This is a genomic window from Thauera sp. (assembly GCF_047601425.1).
Lineage (GTDB): Bacteria > Pseudomonadota > Gammaproteobacteria > Burkholderiales > Rhodocyclaceae > Thauera.
Genome location: NZ_JASGJL010000001.1, coordinates 1,050,056 through 1,068,728 on the forward strand (window position 1 = coordinate 1,050,056; position 18,673 = coordinate 1,068,728).

At 66.3% G+C, this 18,673-nt stretch carries 17 protein-coding genes; 5 read left to right on the forward strand and 12 right to left on the reverse strand.

Translation table 11 applies throughout. The features are described from left to right. Position 1: 1 nt before the first annotated feature. From QM748_RS05070 to QM748_RS05105, 8 genes are all read right to left on the reverse strand, one after another. Complete coding sequence (locus QM748_RS05070) at positions 2-2,344, reverse strand: Tex family protein (RefSeq protein WP_415245953.1); 2,343 nt, start codon at positions 2,342-2,344, stop codon at positions 2-4. Between the two features lie 190 nt (positions 2,345-2,534). Next, the gene (locus QM748_RS05075) at positions 2,535-3,263 is read right to left on the reverse strand and encodes an amino acid ABC transporter ATP-binding protein (RefSeq protein WP_415245954.1); all 729 of its coding nucleotides are present in this window, start codon (positions 3,261-3,263) and stop codon (positions 2,535-2,537) included. Next, positions 3,250-3,900 carry an amino acid ABC transporter permease gene (locus tag QM748_RS05080; protein ID WP_415248020.1) on the reverse strand — a complete coding sequence of 217 codons (651 nt, stop codon included), beginning with the start codon at positions 3,898-3,900 and terminating at the stop codon, positions 3,250-3,252. The genes QM748_RS05075 and QM748_RS05080 overlap by 14 nt, the downstream gene beginning before the upstream one ends. Before the next feature lie 6 nt (positions 3,901-3,906). Then, on the reverse strand, positions 3,907-4,590 hold the full coding sequence (locus tag QM748_RS05085) for an amino acid ABC transporter permease (RefSeq protein WP_415245955.1): 684 nt from the start codon (positions 4,588-4,590) through the stop codon (positions 3,907-3,909). A gap of 15 nt (positions 4,591-4,605) precedes the next feature. Continuing rightward, entirely contained in the window at positions 4,606-5,406 is an 801-nt protein-coding gene (locus tag QM748_RS05090) for a transporter substrate-binding domain-containing protein (RefSeq protein WP_415245956.1), read from the reverse strand. A 188-nt stretch (positions 5,407-5,594) separates the two neighbouring features. Next, positions 5,595-6,443 carry a D-hexose-6-phosphate mutarotase gene (locus tag QM748_RS05095; protein ID WP_415248021.1) on the reverse strand — a complete coding sequence of 283 codons (849 nt, stop codon included), beginning with the start codon at positions 6,441-6,443 and terminating at the stop codon, positions 5,595-5,597. Between the two features lie 5 nt (positions 6,444-6,448). Then, entirely contained in the window at positions 6,449-9,136 is a 2,688-nt protein-coding gene (locus QM748_RS05100) for a GNAT family N-acetyltransferase (RefSeq protein ID WP_415245957.1), read from the reverse strand. Between the two features lie 173 nt (positions 9,137-9,309). After that, positions 9,310-10,584: a sensor histidine kinase gene (locus QM748_RS05105; RefSeq protein ID WP_415245958.1), complete on the reverse strand. Its 1,275-nt coding sequence runs from the start codon at positions 10,582-10,584 to the stop codon at positions 9,310-9,312. A gap of 302 nt (positions 10,585-10,886) precedes the next feature. Between QM748_RS05105 and QM748_RS05110 the strand changes: the two genes are divergently transcribed. Further along, the gene (locus QM748_RS05110; protein WP_415245959.1) at positions 10,887-11,441 is read left to right on the forward strand and encodes a class I SAM-dependent methyltransferase; all 555 of its coding nucleotides are present in this window, start codon (positions 10,887-10,889) and stop codon (positions 11,439-11,441) included. A 46-nt stretch (positions 11,442-11,487) separates the two neighbouring features. Here QM748_RS05110 and mnmH read toward each other — a convergent pair whose 3' ends face one another. Then, a complete protein-coding gene (gene mnmH, locus QM748_RS05115) occupies positions 11,488-12,537 on the reverse strand; it encodes a tRNA 2-selenouridine(34) synthase MnmH (protein ID WP_415245960.1) in 1,050 nt (349 codons plus the stop codon). Between the two features lie 57 nt (positions 12,538-12,594). Here mnmH and selD point away from each other — a divergent pair, with 57 nt between their 5' ends. Further along, positions 12,595-13,635: a selenide, water dikinase SelD gene (selD, locus tag QM748_RS05120; RefSeq protein WP_415245961.1), complete on the forward strand. Its 1,041-nt coding sequence runs from the start codon at positions 12,595-12,597 to the stop codon at positions 13,633-13,635. 4 nt (positions 13,636-13,639) lie between these two features. Here selD and QM748_RS05125 read toward each other — a convergent pair whose 3' ends face one another. Then, positions 13,640-14,254, reverse strand: coding sequence for an arylesterase (locus QM748_RS05125; RefSeq protein WP_415245962.1), 615 nt, complete (start codon positions 14,252-14,254; stop codon positions 13,640-13,642). Between QM748_RS05125 and QM748_RS05130 the strand changes: the two genes are divergently transcribed. Continuing rightward, positions 14,238-14,966 carry an ABC transporter ATP-binding protein gene (locus QM748_RS05130; protein WP_415248022.1) on the forward strand — a complete coding sequence of 243 codons (729 nt, stop codon included), beginning with the start codon at positions 14,238-14,240 and terminating at the stop codon, positions 14,964-14,966. The two genes, QM748_RS05125 and QM748_RS05130, sit on opposite strands and share 17 nt — an antisense overlap. Before the next feature lie 6 nt (positions 14,967-14,972). Here QM748_RS05130 and serB read toward each other — a convergent pair whose 3' ends face one another. Both serB and QM748_RS05140 read right to left on the reverse strand, forming a co-directional pair. Then, complete coding sequence (gene serB, locus QM748_RS05135) at positions 14,973-15,803, reverse strand: phosphoserine phosphatase SerB (RefSeq protein WP_415245963.1); 831 nt, start codon at positions 15,801-15,803, stop codon at positions 14,973-14,975. Beyond that, positions 15,800-16,879 carry a 3-deoxy-7-phosphoheptulonate synthase gene (locus QM748_RS05140; RefSeq protein WP_415245964.1) on the reverse strand — a complete coding sequence of 360 codons (1,080 nt, stop codon included), beginning with the start codon at positions 16,877-16,879 and terminating at the stop codon, positions 15,800-15,802. Before QM748_RS05140 ends, serB begins: the two co-directional genes overlap by 4 nt. Positions 16,880-17,051: 172 nt before the next feature. Between QM748_RS05140 and QM748_RS05145 the strand changes: the two genes are divergently transcribed. After that, positions 17,052-17,567: a sigma-70 family RNA polymerase sigma factor gene (locus QM748_RS05145; RefSeq protein WP_415245965.1), complete on the forward strand. Its 516-nt coding sequence runs from the start codon at positions 17,052-17,054 to the stop codon at positions 17,565-17,567. A gap of 43 nt (positions 17,568-17,610) precedes the next feature. Beyond that, positions 17,611-18,567, forward strand: coding sequence for a FecR domain-containing protein (locus QM748_RS05150; RefSeq protein WP_415245966.1), 957 nt, complete (start codon positions 17,611-17,613; stop codon positions 18,565-18,567). Positions 18,568-18,673 lie beyond the last annotated feature (106 nt).

Below are 18,673 nucleotides of genomic sequence, written 5' to 3' on the forward strand. Positions count from 1 at the left end.
CTTATTTGCTGCCGCGCGCGCGGGCGAAGGCTTCGGCCAGCGCATTGCCGGCGGCGGGTTTGTCCTGGCCGCGGCGAGGTGCGGACGTAGGACGGTCACGGCCGGCGCCGTGGCGATCGCCACCACGGCGGTCGATGCCACGAATGTCATGGCCGTCGTTGCGCTTCGGCGCGACTTCGTCGCCCAGGCGCATGGTCAGGGCGATGCGGCTGCGCGGGATGTCCACTTCCAGCACCTTGACCTTCACCACCTGGCCGGCCTTGACGACGCTGTGCGGGTCCTTGACGAAGGTATTGGACAGCGCGGAGATGTGCACCAGGCCGTCCTGATGCACGCCGATGTCGACGAAGGCGCCGAAGTTGGTGACGTTGGTGACCACGCCTTCGAGCTGCATGCCGGGCTGCAGGTCCTTCAGGGTCTCGACGCCTTCGCGGAAGCTGGCGGTGCGGAACTCGGGGCGCGGGTCGCGGCCGGGCTTTTCCAGTTCGGCCAGGATGTCCTGCACCGTCGGCAGGCCGAAGCGTTCGTCGGTGAATTCGGTGGGCTTCAGGCTCTTCAGGAAGCTGCCGTTGCCCATCAGCTCGCGCACGCTCTTCTGCACCCTGGCGATGATGCGTTCGACCACCGGATAGGCTTCCGGGTGCACCGACGAGGCATCGAGCGGGTTGTCGCCGCTGGGGATGCGCAGGAAGCCGGCGGCCTGCTCGAAGGTCTTGGGGCCGAGGCGGGGCACGTCCTTCAGCGCGTCGCGGCTGCGGAACGGGCCCTTGGTGTTGCGGTATTCGACGATGTTGCCGGCGAGCGTGGCGTTCAGGCCGGAGATGCGGGCGAGCAGCGGCACCGAGGCGGTGTTCACATCCACGCCGACGGCGTTCACGCAGTCCTCGACCACCGCGTCCAGGCTCTTCGCCAGGCGGCCCTGGTTGACGTCGTGCTGGTACTGGCCGACGCCGATCGACTTGGGATCGATCTTGACCAGTTCGGCCAGCGGGTCCTGAAGGCGGCGGGCGATGGAGACCGCACCGCGCAGGCTGACGTCGAGATCGGGGAATTCGCGCGCGGCGAGCTCGGAGGCCGAATACACCGAGGCGCCGGCTTCCGACACCACGATCTTGGTCAGCGGCAGCTCGGCGTGGCGCTTCATCAGTTCGGCCACCAGCGCATCGGTTTCGCGCGAGGCGGTGCCGTTGCCGATCGCGATCAGCTCGACCGCATGCTTCTTCGCCAGCGCGGCGATCGTGGCGATGGCGGATTCGCGGTCGCGGCGGGGTTCGAAAGGATAGACCGTTGCGGTATCCACCAGCTTGCCGGTGGCATCGACCACCGCGACCTTGACGCCGGTGCGGATGCCGGGGTCCAGCCCGATCGTGGCGCGGGTGCCGGCGGGCGCGGCGAGCAGCAGGTCCTTCAGGTTGCGGGCGAAGACGCGGATCGCCTCTTCCTCGGCGCGGTCGCGCAGTTCGCCCATCAGTTCCAGTTCGAGGTGGATCGAGATCTTCACGCTCCAGGCCCAGCGCACGGTGTCGGCCAGCCAGCGGTCGGCCGGGCGGGCCTGGTTGCGGATGCCGAAGCGGGCGGCGATGCGGCCTTCGCAGGGATGGGGCGCATCGGCGTCCGCGCGCTCGACGTCCAGCGCCAGCCGCAGCACGCCTTCGTTGCGGCCGCGCAGCAAGGCCAGTGCGCGGTGCGAAGGCATCGTGGCGATGGCTTCCTGGAAGTCGAACCAGTCGCGGAACTTGGCGCCTTCGTTTTCCTTGCCTTCGATCACGGTCGATCGCACCTGGCCGTGTTCGTGCAGGTAGCTGCGCAGTTCGCCCAGCAGTGCGGCGTCTTCGGCGAAGGCTTCCATCAGGATCTGGCGCGCGCCGTCGAGCACCGCCTTGGCGTCGGCGAAGCCGGCCTCGGCGTTGAGGTACTTGCTGGCTTCGTCCTCGGGCACCAGCGCCGGGTCGGCGAGCAGGGCCTCGGCCAGCGGGCCGAGGCCGGCTTCGCGGGCGATCTGGGCCTTGGTGCGGCGCTTGGGCTTGTAGGGCAGGTAGAGGTCTTCGAGGCGCTGCTTGCTTTCGGCATGCTCGATCTCGTTGCGCAGCTCGGCCGTCAGCTTGCCCTGTTCCTCGACCGAGGCGAGCACCGTGGCACGGCGGTCTTCGAGCTCGCGCAGGTAGCCCAGGCGCTCTTCCAGCGTGCGCAGCTGGGTGTCGTCCAGGCCGCCGGTGACTTCCTTGCGGTAGCGGGCGATGAAGGGCACGGTGGCGCCGTCGTCCAGCAGCTGGACGGCGGAAATGACCTGGCGCGGGGAAACGCCGATTTCTTCGGCGATGCGGTGTTCGATCGGAGGGAGCATTGTCTGAGGACGTTCGGGTGAAACGGAGGGCGGGATGGTGCAGCAAGCGGCGCGCCCCGACAAGCCTGAAGCAGGCTTCGCCTCGGCTGGGCGCAGATTCCTGCCCAGCAAAAAACACCCCGCATGCCTGGCGGGCGAGCAGCCGGGCACGCGGGGTGGGGAGGGTGAGCCTGTGTTTGGCAGCGTCCTTTCAGGACACTGCGCCGATGAAATTGGCCAGCTCCGGCGTGCCCGGTTCGGCGAACAGCTGCCTGGGGGCGCCGCTCTCGTGGATCAGGCCGTGGTGCATGAAGATCAGCTTGTTGCCGACCTCGCGGGCGAAGCGCATCTCGTGCGTCACCATGATCAGCGTCATGCCTTCCTCGGCGAGCTGCCGCACCACGGCCAGCACTTCATTGACCAGTTCGGGGTCGAGCGCCGAGGTGATCTCGTCACACAGCAGCACCCGCGGCCGCATCGCCAGTGCGCGGGCGATCGCCACGCGCTGCTGCTGGCCGCCGGACAGCTGGTCGGGGTAGGCGGAGAACTTCTCCGCCAGGCCGACTTTCAGCAGCATCTCCTTCGCGATGTCGCCGGCTTCGGCATGGGCGGTCTTCTTCACCACCTTCAGCGCCAGCATCACGTTCTCGCCCACCGTCAGATGCGGAAACAGGTTGAACTGCTGGAACACCATGCCGACCTTCTGGCGCAGCGTGCGCAGGTCGCCGAAACCGTCGTCGAGGGCGACGCCGTCGACCACCAGTTCGCCGCGGTCGATGCTTTCCAGGCCGTTGATGGTGCGCAGCAGGGTGCTCTTGCCCGAGCCGCTGCGGCCGATCAGCGCCACCACGTCGCCGGCCTCGACGTCGAGGTCGATACCCTTGAGCACGTGGTTGCTGCCGAAGGTCTTGTGCACGCCTCTGAGTTTAACGAGCGGCATGGTATTGGGTCTCCAGATGTCTGGCGTACAGCGAAAGCGGGTAGCACAGCAGGAAATAGGCGATGGCCACGAGGCCGAAGATCAGGAAGGGCTGGAAAGTGGCGTTCGCCAGCATCGAGCCGGTCTTGGTCAGTTCGGTGAAGCCGATGATCGAGGCCACCGCAGTGCTCTTGACCACCTGCACCAGGAAGCCCACGGTCGGCGCGATGGCGATGCGCAGCGCCTGCGGCAGCACCACGTGGCGCATCTGCTCGCGGTAGTTCAGCGCCAGGCTGGCAGAGGCTTCCCACTGGCCCTTGGGCACGGCCTCGACGCAGCCGCGCCAGATCTCAGCCAGGTAGGCACTGGTGAACAGGGTCAGCCCGACCGCCGCCGCCAGCCAGGCGGAAACGTCCACACCCAGCATCGACAGACCGAAGAAGATGATGAACAACTGCATCAGCAGCGGCGTGCCCTGGAAGATCTCGATGTAGGCCTTGCTCAGCATGGTCAGCGCGCGATTGCCGGACACCCTGGCGAACAGCACGATCAGCCCGGCGATGCCGCCGCAGACGAAGGCGATCAGCGACAGCGCCACCGTCCATTTGGCGCCTGAGGCCAGGCTGTCGAGCAGGGCCCAGATCGAAAACTGCGTCAGCATCGCTCACGCCCCCCTGGTCTGCGGCTTGCGCGCGACGATCACGCGGCGGCCGAACACGTTCAGCGCATGGCGCACCATCCAGGCCATTGCGAAGTACATCGCCGTCACCACCAGATAGGTCTCGAAGGCGCGGAAGTTGCGCGACTGGATGAAGTTGGCGGCAAAGGTCAGATCCTCGGCGGCGATCTGCGAGCACACCGCCGAGCCGAGCATGACGATGACGATCTGGCTCGACAGCGCCGGCCACACCTTCTGCAGCGCCGGCCGCAGCACGACGTGGAAGAAGATCTGCAGCCGGCTCATCGCCAGCGACTGCGCCGCCTCGATCTGCCCGCGCGGCGTGGCCTGGATGCCGGCGCGGATAATCTCGGTGGTGTAGGCGCCCAGGTTCACCACCACCGCCAGGAAGCTCGCCTGCCATTCGCTGATCTGCACGCCCAGCGAGGGCAGGCCGAAGAAGATGAACAGCAACTGCACCAGGAAGGGCGTGTTGCGGATCAGTTCGACGTAGGCGCCGAACAGCCAGTCGAACGGATGCAGCTTCCAGGCCCGGCACATGCCGCCGGTGATGCCGATGGTCGTGCCGGCCGCCGCGCCGACCGCCGCCATCGCCAATGTGAACGCCGCGCCCTTCAGCAGCATGTCGCCGTAGTCGAAGACCGCCAGAAAGTCGAACTGATAAGCCATGGCAGGGCGCGCCCGTCAGATGTTGTCCGGCAGCGGTTCCTTCAGCCAGCGCAGCGAGAACTCGTTCAGGCGGCCGTCGGCCCTGGCCTTGGCGATGATCGCGTTCACCTTGTCCAGCAGCGCCGTCTCGCCCTTGGCGACGCCGATGTAGCTGGGCGTGTTCTCGACCGCGAACTTGGCTGCCATCGGCCGCTGGCCGGTCTTGTCATTGACGGCGTTGGCGACGATGTTGCCGATCGTCACCAGTTCCACCTGGCCGGTCAGGTAGGACGCGATGGTGGCGTTGTTGTCCTCGTAGCGCTTGATGCTGGTGCCCTTGGGGGCGATGTCGGTCAGCGCCAGATCCTCGGTCGAGCCGCGGGTGACGCCCACGATCTTGCCGGCGAGGTCGGCCGGGCCGGCAATGGCGGCGTCCGGCGGGCCATACACGCTCTTGACGAAGGGCACGTAGGGTGCGGAGAAGTCGATGACCTTGGCGCGTTCCGGATTCTTGCCCAGGCTGGAGATCACCAGGTCGGCCTTGCCGGTGGTCAGGAAAGGGATGCGGTTGGTGCTGGTCACCGGAATCAGCTCGACCTTGACGCCGAGCTCTCCGGCGACAATGTTGGCCATGTCGATGTCGTAGCCCTGGAGCTTGAGGTCGGCGCCGAGCGAGCCGAAGGGCGGAAAATCCTGAGGGATGGCGATGCGGATGACCCCTGCTTTCTGTACCTTGTCGAGGGCGTCGGCCTGGGCCGTGAACGGCGTGGCCAGCATCAGTGCGGCAGCGGAGGCAAGGCCCAGGCGCTGAAGGAAGGAACGGCGTTGTGTTTTCATGGGTGACTCCTGTCGGGGGGAGGGGGACAGGAGTCATCAGCAGGAGTCGTGCCAGCCCGCGTTATGGCCGCAGGAGCATCGTTTCCGGGGCAACAGGCCGTGCTGCGCAAGGCCGTCGATGCACTGATCAGGTGAGCGGCGCGCAGCCGTGCCTGCTCATGGTGCGCCGCAGCGCCGGAAGTGCCCGCTCAGAGTACGACCAGCGTCTGCCGGCCCCACCAGCTTTCGCCAGGGGCAAGGCGTACCGGGGTATGCACGGCAGCGGCTTCGACGCAGAGCATGCGGCGGAAACCGTCGTCGGGCATATCGGCGATGGCGGCGCAGCGATCGAGCCAGGGGTTCCACACCACCACGTCGGTGAAGCCGTCGGCGTTGATGCCCAGGCTGCGGCCGTGTTCGCGCAGCAGCAGCGGGCGCTCGACCCGGCGGTAGATGCGATCGACCTCGGCCTCGACCAGCAGCGCGTCGCCGCTGTCGCGCTGGACGCGGCCGGCTTCGATCTGGTCGGTGTAGCTGTAGCCGTGGAGGCCTTCGAGACGGGCTTCCTCGACCTCGCGTACCGCCAGATAGGTGTGCAGCGCGGCGGTGAAATCGAAGCTTTCGCCGCCCGTGTTGTTCACCTCGAATTCGAGGTCGAGCCGGCTGCCCTCGACGAGGATGCTGAGTTCGCTGACGAAGGCGTGAGGCCAGTCCGTCTGCCCAATGTCGTCGTTGCTCAACTCAAGCGTGACCAGCGCGTAGTCGCTGCTGCTGCGCTCGGTCAGCACGCGCCAGTTCGCCGTGCGGGCAAAGCCGTGCCGCGTCAGCGGGCCGCGGTCGGAAAACTGCGGAAAGCAGACCGGAATGCCGCCGCGGATCGCCGTGCTGCCGTCGAACACTGCCTGCGGACTCAGGTAGAGCCGCTCTCCGCCATCCGGCGGCGTCCATGACAGCACCTGGCCGCCGAACAGGCTCACCACGGCGGCCGCAGCGTTGCCGGTGGCCAGCCGCAGCGCGGGCTGGCCGCGGAAGTCGATGCGTTCGATGCCGGCTGCCATCGTCATCAGTCCTGCAGCGACAGCACGCCGAGCTTGACCGTGTTGTCCTCGGGGTCGTTGCTGAGCACGAAGCCGAGTTTCTGCACGAACTTGAGCATGCGCTCGTTGTTCGACAGGAACACGCCGTTCATGTAGGCGATGCCGCGGCTGCGGGCGGTCTCGATCAGCACGCCCATCAGCTTGCGCGCGAGGCCGCGATGCTGCCAGTCGTCGGCGACGACCACGGCGAACTCGCAGGACTCGCCATCGGGGTTGACGGCATAGCGGCAGACGCCGATTTCCTTTTCCTGGCCATCGACTTCGAGCGTGGCGACGAAGGCCATCTCGCGGTCGTAGTCGATCTGGGTCAGGCGCGCGACCATCGCCGGCGGCAGTTCGCGCATGGTGTTCATGAAGCGGTAGTACTTGGTTTCGGAAGAGAGGCCGCGCACGAACTCGACTTCGAGTTCGGCGTCCTCGGGCTTGATCGGACGGATCGTCACGGTGGTGCCGTCCGGCACGATCCAGGTCTGGGTCAGGTGCGAGGGGTAGGGGTGGATCGCCATGTGGTCGTAGCGGTCCGCCGTCGGCGACACGTTGTCGACCACGATGCTGGCATCGACCGCGACCGCGCCGTTTTCGTCGACGATCAGCGGGTTGATTTCCATCTCGGTGATCCACGGCAGTTCGCAGACCATCTCCGACACCCGCAGCAGCACCAGTTCCAGCGCCGTCATATCGACCGCCGGCAGATGGCGGAACTCGCCCAGGCGGTGGTAGATCCGGGTCGAGCGGATCATGTCCTTGACCAGGTAGCTGTTGAGCGGCGGCAGGGCAACGGCGACGTCACGGTTGGCCTCGACCAGGTTGCCGCCTTCGCCGAAGGTGATCACCGGCCCGAACACCGGGTCGCGCTTGACGCCGACGACCAGTTCGCGGCCGTTGCGCTTCTGGATCATCGGCTCGATGGCGATGCCGTTGATGACCGCGTCAGGCTGCACGCGCTTCACTTCATCGAGGATTTCCTGATAGGTCGAACGCACCGCCACCAGGCTGCGGATGTTCAGGCGCACGCCGCCGACGTCGGATTTGTGCACGATGCTCGGCGAATCGATCTTCATCACCACCGGCAGGCCGATCTCGGTGGCGAGCACCATCGCCTCGGCAGCCGAGCGCGCCACCACGGTCTGCGCGATCGGGATGCGGAAGGCCGCCAGCAGCGCCTTCGACTCCATCTCGTTGAGCTTCTTGCGGCGCTCGGACATCGCCATCTCGATCACCAGCCGCGCGCTTTCGATCGAGGGCGGCGACAGGTGCGACAGCGAGGACGGCGTCTGCATCAGCAGCTTCTGGTTGCGGTAATAGGCCGAGATGTGGCTGAACAGCTCGACCGCGGGCTCGGGGGTACGGAAGTGCGGGATGCCCGCGGTGCTGAACTTGTGGCGCGACTCGGCGACCTGCTCTTCGCCCATCCAGCAGGCGACGACCGGCTTGTCGGCGGTCTTCTCGATCTCGATCAGGGCGTCGGCGACGGCGCTCGGGTCGGTCATGCCCTGCGGCGTCAGCATCACCAGCACGCCATCGACGTTGGGGCCTTCCAGCGTGGCCTTCACCGCCTTGCTGTAGCGCTCGGCATCGGCGTCGCCGAGGATGTCGATCGGGTTGCCGCGCGACCAGTTGGCCGGCAGTACCGCATTGAGCTTCTCCATCGTGCCTTCGGTGAACTCCGACAGCGGGATGCCGATGTCTGCAGCGCGGTCGGCGGCCATGATGCCCGGCCCGCCGCCGTTGGTGATCACCGCCAGGCGGTTGCCGCGTGGGCGGAAGTGCGAGAACAGCGCGTTGGCCGCGGCGAACAGCTGGCCGAGGTTGTACAGGCGGATCACGCCGGCGCGGCGCAGCGCGGCATCGAACACCGCATCGTCGCCGATCGGCGCCGCCGAATGCGACAGGATCGCGCGCGAGGCCTCGGGGTGGCGGCCGGCCTTGATCAGCAGCACCGGCTTGACCCGCGCCGCGCCGCGCAGGGCGCTCATGAAGCGGCGCGCGTCGCGGATGCCTTCGACGTACAGGAAGATGCTCTCGGTGCGCGGGTCGGAAATCATGTACTCCAGCACGTCGCCGAAGTCGATGTCGGACGAGGTGCCGAGCGACACGACCGCCGAGAAGCCGACGTTGTTCGGCTTGGCCCAGTCGAGGATCGCGGCACAGAGCGCGCCGGACTGGGAAATCAGGCCGATGCTGCCTTTCTGCGCGCTGGTGTGGGCAAAGGTGGCATTGAGGCCGAGCTGCGGGCGCATGATGCCCAGGCAGTTGGGGCCGAGCAGGCGGATGCGGTGGCGCTGGGCGGCGTCGACCACCTGGCGCTCCAGCAGTGCGCCGCGCGGGCCCGCCTCGGAAAAACCGGAGGACAGCAGGATCGCAGCCTTGACGCCGGCACGGCCACAACTGTCGAGGATGGCCAGCACCTTTTCCGCGCGCACCGCGATCACCACCAGATCCAGGCGCTGGGGCACGTCCTCGACCGATTTGTAGCAGGCGATGCCCCGCACCGAATCATGCTTTGGATTGATGGCGAAGAGCTTGCCCTTGTAGCCGGCGTCGAGCATGTTGCGGACCAGCACATCGCCCAGCGAACCCTCGCGCTCACTGGCGCCGATGATCCCGACCGAGCGCGGTTCGAGAAGCGGGGTGAGGTAGTGCGTTTCTTTCATGGCTGCAACCTGTTTCCGTAAATTGGCTGTCGCACCCGCCTGCCGTTCCAGGCGTCTGCAAAATTGATGTATTGACTTCGAAAATTATACTGCAGTGCACAAAATTCGTATCGTTGCCGACGATTAAAGCTCAAAACTGCATCCATGGGCGGGTACAGCGTCACGCTCGGATGTCATCGCCCGAGGGTGAACAGGAAGCGCGTGCCTTCACCCGGTTTCGATTCGGCCCTGATCGAGCCGTCGTGGCGCTGGACGATGCGCTGCACCGTCGCCAGGCCGATGCCCGTGCCGGGAAACGCCTCGTCATGCATGCGGTAGAAGGGGCGGAACAGGTTGCCCGCATGGCTCATGTCGAAGCCGACGCCATTGTCGGAAACGCAGAACACGCGGCGTCCATTGACGCGTTCGGCACTCAGGGCAATCCGGGCCGGGGTGCAGTGTGCGGTGAATTTCCAGGCGTTTCGCAACAGGTTGTCGAGCAGCGAGAAGGCCAGGGCCCGGTCGGCAATGACATCGAGCCCCTCGGTGATCTCGATCGAGACCTCGCGTCCGGGCTCCTCGGCCTGCAGTTCCTCGACGATCTGGTGGGCAAGTTCCGACAGGCTGAAGCTTTCCTTCTGCAGCGGCTGCCGCGTCAGCATGGCAAGATTGATCAGCGAATCGATCAGGTTCGCCATGCGTTCCGTTGCCTTGCGGATCCGCGACAGATGCGCCAGCGTGCGTACTTCGGTCTTGCTGCCGAGTTCGTCCTCTAGGATGCGGGCAAAGCCGTCGATGGCGCGCAGCGGCGCCCGCAGATCATGGGAGACCGAATACGAGAAGGCTTCGAGCTCGCGGTTCGAGGCTTCCAGCTCGGCCGTCCGCAGCCGCACGCGCGCTTCCAGTTCCTGGTTGAGGTTGCGCAGGCTCAGCTCGGCCACCTTGCGCGCCGAAATGTCATCCACCGTGCCGGTCAGGCCGCCTTCTCCCGGCTCAGTGTCCGGCGCCCGATGCGCGGTGACCTCGATCCAGCGGATCTCTCCGCTGCGGGTCCGCAGGCGGAACTCTCGCTCACAGTCGGCGCTTGAGCCGGCAATCAGATCTCCGCACAGCTGCATTGCGGCTTCACGGTCGTCGGGGTGGAGGAACTCGTGAAGCGGCTTGCCCAGGCTGGCCTCGACGGCATGGCCGCTGAGTTCCTGCCACACGCCGTTCAAGTAAGTGAGCCTGCCTTCGACGTCGGTGCGGAAGATGACTTCGCTGACCGATTCGAGCATGTCGAGGTAGAGGCGCTCGTTGGCCGAAGGAGCGGGCGCTGGTGCGGTGGCCATTGCGGGGGGTGTCGCAAGCGGTGCTGCGGGGCGGGCGCTCGCACGCCTGCGGCTGCCGAGGACATGGCCCAGTGCCACGCCGGCCAGCAGGCACAGGACGGGCCAAAGCCAGTTCTGTCCGCCCGCAGCCAGGTGCATGCCATCGGCTGCGAGAGACGGCGGGACGGCGAGCAATGGCGCGAGGCCCGCTGCGATGCGAGCAGGTGTCCGGGACTCCTTGTCCAGAGCGCGATCCATTGCCTTGTCGTAAACCACCAATGGGCCAGGCGGGCATGCTGGCGATGGCCTGAATCTATAGCACAGATCGCTTGCCGAATGCGATGGCATGTCGGCGCCACTCGAGAGTCATGACAAGCATCACTGTCGCCGGCGATGAGGAAGGCGCATTCGCTGACGGGCTGGTTAGAATGAGGCACGACTCGGGACAACTGGAATAACCCATGCACGACCTCCTGCACACCGCCGCGAGCACGCCTTCCAGCTGGGTGACGCGGTTCGCGCCGCTGATCGCTTCCGGTGGCGCAATTCTGGATTACGCCTGCGGCAGCGGCCGCCATGCGCGCTGGCTGGCGCAGCGCGGCTTCCGTGTCGAAGCGGTCGACCGCGACGGCATTGCGCTGCAGCTTCTGCAAGGCTTGCCCAAGGTCACCACCTGCGAGGCCGATCTCGAAGGCGAGACATGGCCATATGCCGGCCGCCAGTTCGACGCCGTCGTCGTCACCAACTACCTGTACCGCCCATACCTCGGCCATTTGCTGACGGTACTGCGGCCGGGCGGGGTGCTGATCTACGAGACCTTCATGCTCGGCAACGAGCGGTTCGGCAAGCCGAGCAACCCCGAATTCCTGCTGCGGCCGAACGAACTGCTCGAACGGCTGAGAGGGGACTGGACCATCGCCGCCTTCGAGCAGGGTGAAGTGCATGCGCCTCGCCCGGCCATGGTGCAGCGGGTGTGCGCGGTACGCGGACAGGCCGCAACGCTGGTGCTGCCCTGACCGCCAGGCGGGGAAACCTCGTCAGCCCTCCTGCATCGCGCCGGCATCAGCCCGGGCCGTTACTCAGTATCCGCCGTGCCAGCGCGTCGATGCCGGTTTGGCTGAGATCGTCGGTTTCCAGGCTTGGGGCATCGCCGAAGCCGGCGTAGTTACCGTGCTGCGAGCGGCGGTAGAGCGGGTCGTAATGCAGGTCGATGAGTTCTCCGAACAGCTCGGGCAGGGCCCGGGCCTCGGCAAGCGCATGCCAGTGCCCGATGGTTCTGCGGCTCTGCAATTCAGCCAGGCGGTCGATGTTGGCGCGCAGGCGGGTAATGTCGTCGCCGAGATAGGCGTAATCGCGCACCAGGAACTCGAGCCTCGCCTCGCGGCTGGCCTCGATGGCGATGCAGGGCGCGCGGCGCATCGCGAGGATCAGCGGCTCCGGCACGAAGAGCGCACCGATCTTGCGGCTTTCCGCTTCGACATACACCGGGCCGGCTGGATCGAACGCCGCCATCCTGGCCCACAATTGAGTCTCGAAATGCTTCTGCGCCGGTTGCGGGCGGCCGGGCAGGGCTCCGAGCACCGAGCCCTTGTGGGCGGCGAGGTCTTCGAGATCCAGCGTCTGCGCGCCGGCGCGCGCGAGCGCTTCGAGCACCCGCGTCTTGGCGCTGCCGGTGGGGCCGCAGACGACGCGCCAGCGCAGTGCCGAGGCGTGATGCGCGATCTCGCCGATGACGTGGTGGCGGAAGCTCTTGTAGCCGCCTTCCAGTTGATGGGCGTCCCAGCCCACCATGCGCAGCCACGACGTGAATGAGCCGCTGCGCTGCCCGCCGCGCCAGCAATACACCAGTGGCCGCCATTTTCTCGGCTTGTCCTTGAGATGGCCCTGGAGATGGCGGGCGATGTTCTCCGCAACCAGCGCCCCACCCAGCCGGCGGGCCTCGAAGGGGGATTGCCTGTACAGGGTGCCGACCGCGATGCGCTGCTCGTTGTCCAGCACCGGCAGGTTGACCGCGCCCGGGATGCGGTCCTCGGCGAATTCCGCCGGGCTGCGGGCATCGATGATCTCGTCAAAGCCGGACAGCTGTGCTACGGTCGCGACGCCTTTTCTCATGTTGTCGCAGGCACGTTCCGGCTATTCTCCGCGCGCCCGCTGCTCCTCTATCCGGATATGAACGAAATCAAACTCACGCAATTTTCCCATGGCGGCGGCTGCGGCTGCAAAATCGCGCCCGGCGTGCTGACCGAACTGCTGGCGACGATGCCGGCCGGCCTGGTGCCGCCCGAGCTGCTGGTCGGCACCGACACCTCGGACGACGCTGCAGTCTATCGGCTGAACGATCGCCAGGCGGTTGTCGCCACCACCGATTTCTTTACCCCGATCGTTGATGATCCGCGCGACTTCGGCCGCATTGCCGCCACCAATGCCTTGTCCGACGTCTATGCGATGGGCGGCTCGCCGATCTTCGCGCTGGCGATCGTCGGCATGCCGCTCGACAAGCTGCCGCGCGAAGTCATCGGCGAGATCCTAAAGGGCGGAGCGGAAGTCTGCCGCGAGGCCGGCATCCCGATCGCTGGCGGCCATTCGATCGACGTCCTGGAGCCGATCTACGGCCTGGTCGGCCTGGGGGTGGTCGATCCGGCCAAGGTCAAGACCAATGCCGGCGCGCGCGCCGGCGACGTGCTGGTGCTGTCCAAGCCGCTCGGCATCGGCATCCTGTCGGCGGGGCTGAAAAAAGGCCTGCTGTCGCCGCAAGGTTATGCCCGGATGGTGAAGTGGACCACGACGCTGAACCGTGCCGGTATCGCGCTTGCCGAGCTCGATGGCGTGCACGCCGTCACCGACGTCACCGGCTTCGGCCTGGCCGGGCACCTGCTGGAAATGTGCCGCGGCGGCAAGCTCGGCGCGGAAGTGCGCATCGATCAGCTGCCGGTCATCGACGAAGCCGCGGCGCTGGTCAGGGATGGCATCGCCACCGGCGCGTTGACCCGCAACTGGGCCAGCTACGGCAGCGGAGTGCGCCTGCCGGAGAACGCACCGGAGTGGCAGTGCAAGCTCGTCACCGATCCGCAGACTTCGGGCGGCCTGCTGATCGCCTGCGACGAAAGCATACTGGACGCAGTGCAAGCCGCGATCACAGCGGCACAAGGTGAGCCCGGCACGGTGATCGGCCGCATGGTGGCGGGCGAGGCGGCGGTGACGGTGGTGTGAGGCTTCACCTCTTGCCCAGCATCGGCTCCAGGCCGCTCCATACCGTATCCAGCACCAGCGGCTGGGCATCTGCCGCCGGGTGGATGCCATCGGCCTGGAAGCGCTCAGGCTGGTCTGCAAAGCCTTCCATCAGGAAAGGCACCAGCGGGACCTGCCGGGCCTTGGCGACGTCGTCGAAGACCTGGGCGAAGCGGCGGGTATAGGCAGGACCATAGTTGGGCGGCATCTGCATGCCGACGAGCAGCACCTCGGCGCCGGCTTCACGGGATGCGCTGATCATCGCCTCGAGGTTCTCGGCCATCAGCTGCGGCTTCAGGCCGCGCAGGCCGTCGTTGGCGCCGAGCTCGAGGATGACGATGGCGGGCTTGTGGCGTTCGAGCGCGGCCGGCAGGCGCGAGCGGCCGCCGGCGGAAGTCTCGCCCGACACGCTGGCATTGACGACGGTGTGGCGGAACCCTTTTTCCTGCAGCCGCGTCTGCAACAGGGTGGGCCAGGCCTCGCCGGGTTTCAGCCCGTAGCCGGCGGAGAGGCTGTCACCCCATACCAGGATGGTCGCCGCTTGCGCGGCGCCGACGAACAGCAGCATGAAAAAGAAGATAGCGATGGATCGCAGCGGCATTGAAATCTCCATTCCGGTCATCGAGGTCGAATCCCTGTCGAAGCGCGTCAGGGTAGCGGACGGCGAAGGTGAACTGCACATTCTGCAGGATGTCGGCTTCACCGTCGGTGCCGGCGAGTCGGTCGCCATCGTCGGCGCCTCGGGTTCGGGCAAATCGACGCTGCTGGGATTGCTTGCCGGGCTGGACGTTCCATCGGACGGTTCGGTCAGGCTGCAGGGCACGGACTTCTTCACCCTCGACGAAGATGCGCGCGCGGCGCTGCGCGGCGAGACCATCGGCTTCGTGTTCCAGTCCTTCCAGCTGCTGCCGGCGCTCACCGCGCTGGAGAACGTGATGCTGCCGCTGGAACTGGCCGGGATGCCGCAGGCGCGCGAGGCGGCCACGCAATGGCTGCAGCGCGTCGGCCTGGAAAGCAGGCTGCGCCACTATCCCAAGCATCTGTCCGGCGGCGAACAGCAGCGCGTCGCGCTGGCGCGGGCCTTCGCTCCCGATCCGCGCCTGCTGCTGGCCGACGAGCCGACCGGCAATCTCGACGCCGAAACCGGCCGTGCCGTCATCGAACTGATGTTCGCGCTCAATCGCGAAGCCGGCACCACCCTGATCCTCGTCACCCACGACGAGTCGCTCGCCCGCCGCTGCGGGCGCGTGCTGCGGATGACGGCGGGACGCTTGCGCGAAGAAGTGGCCGGCGAAGTACTTGCCGGCGGCTGAAGCGTTTCAGCCGAACAGATCGAGCACCCCATCCAGCCCGCTGTGTTCGATGCAGCAGTCCGCCGCCTGGCGGAGTGCGGGCTTTGGGTGAAAAGCGATACCGAAGCCGGCTGCGCTCAGCATCGGGATGTCGTTGGCGCCGTCGCCGGCGGCGATCACCTGTTCAGGCTTCAGGCCGAGTTCATCGCGGACGCGTTGCAGATGGCGGGCCTTGGCCTCGCCGTCGACGATCTCGCCGAGCACGCGGCCGCTCAGGCGGCCGTCGATCACTTCGAGTTCGTTGGCATGGGCATGGTCGAAGCCCAGGCGCTGCTTCAGGCGATCGGTGAAATAGGTGAAGCCGCCCGACACCAGCATGGTGCGGATGCCGGCGCGCTGCAGGCCTTTCATCAGCCGCTCGGCACCGGGGTTCAGTTGCAGGCGGTGGACGTAGACCGCTTCCAGCGCGCTTTCGGGCAGGCCGGCCAGCAGCGACACGCGGCGCGCCAGCGACTCGCGGAAATCGATCTCGCCCTGCATCGCCGCTTCGGTGATCGCGGCAACCTGGGCCTTCAGGCCCTGCATGTCGGCGATCTCGTCGATGCACTCGATGTTGATCAGCGTCGAGTCCATGTCGGTGACGAACAGACCGAAGTCGCGCAGCTGGCGGCCGTCGGGCACCCAGGCGTGGTCCAGCCCGCCTGCGGCGCAGGCCTGCGCCAGATCCGGATGGCGCCGGGCCGCAACCAGGCGGAAGGAACGGGGGGTGATCTGCTCGATCTCGCTCGCCCCCGTCAGCTTGGCGACGTTCTTCAGCGCAATGCTATCGACGTCCTCCGCCAATACGACGAGATTCATGCACCCGCTCCACGCTTGCCGGCCACTTCGCGCAGCATGACCGCGGCGTTGCGGATCATCTCCTCGGTGGTTTCCCAGCCCACGCAGGCGTCCGTCACCGAGCAGCCGTACTTGAGCTGCGACAGATCGTCGGGAATGGGCTGATTGCCGGCTTCGATGTTGCTTTCGATCATCAGGCCGACCACCGACTCGTTCCCTTCACGGATCTGGTGCATCACGTCCTTCATCACCAGCGGCTGGTACTCGGGTTTCTTCCAGGAATTCGCGTGCGAGCAGTCAACGACGATGTTCTTCGGCAGCTTGGCCTTGGCCAGCGCCTGTTCGGCCAGCGACACCGACACCGTGTCGTAGTTCGGCCGGCCGCCGCCGCCGCGCAGCACGACGTGGCCATAGCGGTTGCCGCGGGTGCGGGTGATCGCCGACTTGCCGTGGCTGTTGATGCCGAGGAAGCTGTGCGGGCTGCCCGCCGAGATGATGGCATTGATCGCCACGTCGAGGTCGCCGTCGGTGGCGTTCTTGAAGCCGACCGGCGTCGATAGGCCCGAGGACATTTCACGGTGGGTCTGCGACTCTGACGTGCGGGCTCCGATCGCCGTCCACGAAATCAGGTCGCCATAGTATTGCGGCGCGATCGGATCGAGCGCCTCGGTGCCTGTCGGCAGGCCGATCTCGCAGACGTCGAGCAGGAATTTGCGCGCGCGCTCCATGCCGACGTCGATGCGGAAGGAGTCATCCATGAAGGGATCGTTGATGAAACCCTTCCAGCCGGTCGAGGTGCGCGGCTTCTCGAAATACACCCGCATCACCAGCAGCATCACGTCCGACACTTCATCGGACAAGCTCTTGAGGCGGCGTGCATAGTCGAGCCCGGCCACCGGGTCATGGATCGAGCACGGTCCGACGACGACGAAGATGCGCGGGTCCTTGCGGTCCAGGATATCCATCACCGCTCTGCGTCCGGCCACCACCGACGCCGCCGCCAGCTCGGTGAGCGGGATGCTGGCCTTGATTTCCTCGGGCGAGGGCATGCGATCGAAGGCGAGAATGTTGAGGTTTTCGGTCAGGGCGGTGGGCATTGCGGGAACTCCGATGCGCAGCTGGGGCGGAAAACCGCAAATTCTAACTCCCTGGAGTGGCCGCTGTACCTTCAGCCATCAAAATGCCGTTTGAGGAAAACAGGGTGTGGCAGCGGCCAATGGGTGTATAATGAGAAGCGTTATCATCTTGATGGCCTGATAAAGTCCTATCATGGGTATGACCGAAGCCGGCGCACCCGCGCATGATGTCGCAATGCTCTACCAAGCCAATCACCGCTGGCTGAGCGGCTGGCTGCGGGCCAGGATGGGCAACAAGGCAGATGCCGACGATCTGGCGCAGGACACCTTCATCCGCGTGCTGTGCGCACATGCCAACATGCAGATGGCACTGCGCGAACCGCGGGCCTACCTCGCCACCGTTGCCGGGCGGCTGCTGGCCAACTTCTACCGCCGCCAGTCGATCGAACGCGCCTATCTCGAAGTGCTGGCGACATTGCCGCAGGACGAAATCCCCTCGCTCGAAACGCAGGCGCTGATGAAAGAAGCGCTGCTGGAAATCGACCAGATGCTCGACGGCCTTGGTCCCAAGGTTAAACAGGCCTTCCTGCTCGCCCAGTTCGAGGAAATGCCGTATGCGCAGATCGCCGAACGCCTCGGCGTGTCGCTGCGTACCGTCAAGAACTATGTTGCGCGTGCCATGGTGCACTGCTGCGAGATGATGCCGTGAACGCGAGGGCCGTTTCGCGCCGGCATGAAAGGCGGAGCAGGGCATGAGTAAATCCTCCAGCCCCATCGAAGAGGCTGCCTTCTGGTATGCCTGTCTGCAGGCCGGAGATGCCACAGAACACGACCGCCTCCGCTGGCAGGGCTGGCTCGATGCCTGTCCATCCAACCGCCAGGCATGGGCGCGGATCCAGGAGGTTCGCAGCCTGTTCGACAAGGTTCCCGGCAAGCTCGTGTCGCCGGTGCTGTCGCAAAAGGCCTCGCGGCGTACGGTGTTGCGCGGTGCCGTGGTGGCGGCATGCGCCGGACTGGCCGGGGCCGAAACCTGGCGCCACCTGTCCTCGCCCGAACTGCACGCTGGCCTGCGCACCCGGACCGGCGAGCGAAGCCGGCATGTTCTGGCCGATGGCTCGCTGCTGTACCTCAACACCCGCAGCGCCGTCGATGTGGCGTTTGGCGCGGATGAGCGCAGTATCCTGCTGCGTGCAGGCGAGATCCTCGTCGAGACGCAGCCCGACAACTTCCCCGGTGCCGCACGTCCCTTCGTCGTGCATACCCCGCATGGCAGGGTGCGGGCATTGGGGACGCGCTTCGTGGTCAGGCTGCACGACGATCATTCCAGCGTGCAGGTGCTGAAGGATGTGGTCGAAGTACGCCCTGTTCTGTCGATGGCGAAGCCCGTTCGCCTGTCCGACGGGCAGGAAATCGTCTTCGACCGCCACGGCGCCGGTGCGCCGCACACCCAGCCTGCGGGGGCGGGCGACTGGCTGAATGGGCGGCTCAGTGTCGTCAGCATGCCGCTGCCGGATTTCATCGCCGAACTTTCACGCTACCGCGAGGGCTACCTGGGATTTGCTCCCCAGCTCGGACGGCTGCGCATATCCGGCGTGTTCCCGCTCGACGACACGGATGCTGCGCTCGCCATGCTGGCCGATGCCTTCCCGATCCGGGTGCAAACCTTCACCCGCTTCTGTACGAGAGTGCTGCCCGCTGCACAGCCCTGACGCAGCAGCGGAACACTTTGGCCCGTCCGCTGAGACGGCCGAATCAAAGGGCGGCGCGCCTCATCCACCTCTGTCGCCTTCGCTTGAATAATCGATCCATCCAGGT

Bases quoted from the DNA above. Each gene is read 5' to 3' on its own strand.
- mnmH (WP_415245960.1), bottom strand. From the start codon at position 12,537: ATGAGAAAAGGCGTCGCGACCGTAGCACAGCTGTCCGGCTTTGACGAG.
- QM748_RS05140 (WP_415245964.1), bottom strand. From the start codon at position 16,879: ATGCCCACCGCCCTGACCGAAAACCTCAACATTCTCGCCTTCGATCGC.
- QM748_RS05150 (WP_415245966.1), top strand. From the start codon at position 17,611: ATGAGTAAATCCTCCAGCCCCATCGAAGAGGCTGCCTTCTGGTATGCC.
- QM748_RS05100 (WP_415245957.1), bottom strand. From the start codon at position 9,136: ATGAAAGAAACGCACTACCTCACCCCGCTTCTCGAACCGCGCTCGGTC.
- QM748_RS05085 (WP_415245955.1), bottom strand. From the start codon at position 4,590: ATGGCTTATCAGTTCGACTTTCTGGCGGTCTTCGACTACGGCGACATG.
- QM748_RS05095 (WP_415248021.1), bottom strand. From the start codon at position 6,443: ATGGCAGCCGGCATCGAACGCATCGACTTCCGCGGCCAGCCCGCGCTG.
- QM748_RS05075 (WP_415245954.1), bottom strand. From the start codon at position 3,263: ATGCCGCTCGTTAAACTCAGAGGCGTGCACAAGACCTTCGGCAGCAAC.
- QM748_RS05090 (WP_415245956.1), bottom strand. From the start codon at position 5,406: ATGAAAACACAACGCCGTTCCTTCCTTCAGCGCCTGGGCCTTGCCTCC.
- QM748_RS05110 (WP_415245959.1), top strand. From the start codon at position 10,887: ATGCACGACCTCCTGCACACCGCCGCGAGCACGCCTTCCAGCTGGGTG.
- QM748_RS05105 (WP_415245958.1), bottom strand. From the start codon at position 10,584: ATGCACCTGGCTGCGGGCGGACAGAACTGGCTTTGGCCCGTCCTGTGC.
- selD (WP_415245961.1), top strand. From the start codon at position 12,595: ATGAACGAAATCAAACTCACGCAATTTTCCCATGGCGGCGGCTGCGGC.
- QM748_RS05145 (WP_415245965.1), top strand. From the start codon at position 17,052: ATGGGTATGACCGAAGCCGGCGCACCCGCGCATGATGTCGCAATGCTC.
- serB (WP_415245963.1), bottom strand. From the start codon at position 15,803: ATGAATCTCGTCGTATTGGCGGAGGACGTCGATAGCATTGCGCTGAAG.
- QM748_RS05130 (WP_415248022.1), top strand. From the start codon at position 14,238: ATGGATCGCAGCGGCATTGAAATCTCCATTCCGGTCATCGAGGTCGAA.
- QM748_RS05125 (WP_415245962.1), bottom strand. From the start codon at position 14,254: ATGCCGCTGCGATCCATCGCTATCTTCTTTTTCATGCTGCTGTTCGTC.
- QM748_RS05070 (WP_415245953.1), bottom strand. From the start codon at position 2,344: ATGCTCCCTCCGATCGAACACCGCATCGCCGAAGAAATCGGCGTTTCC.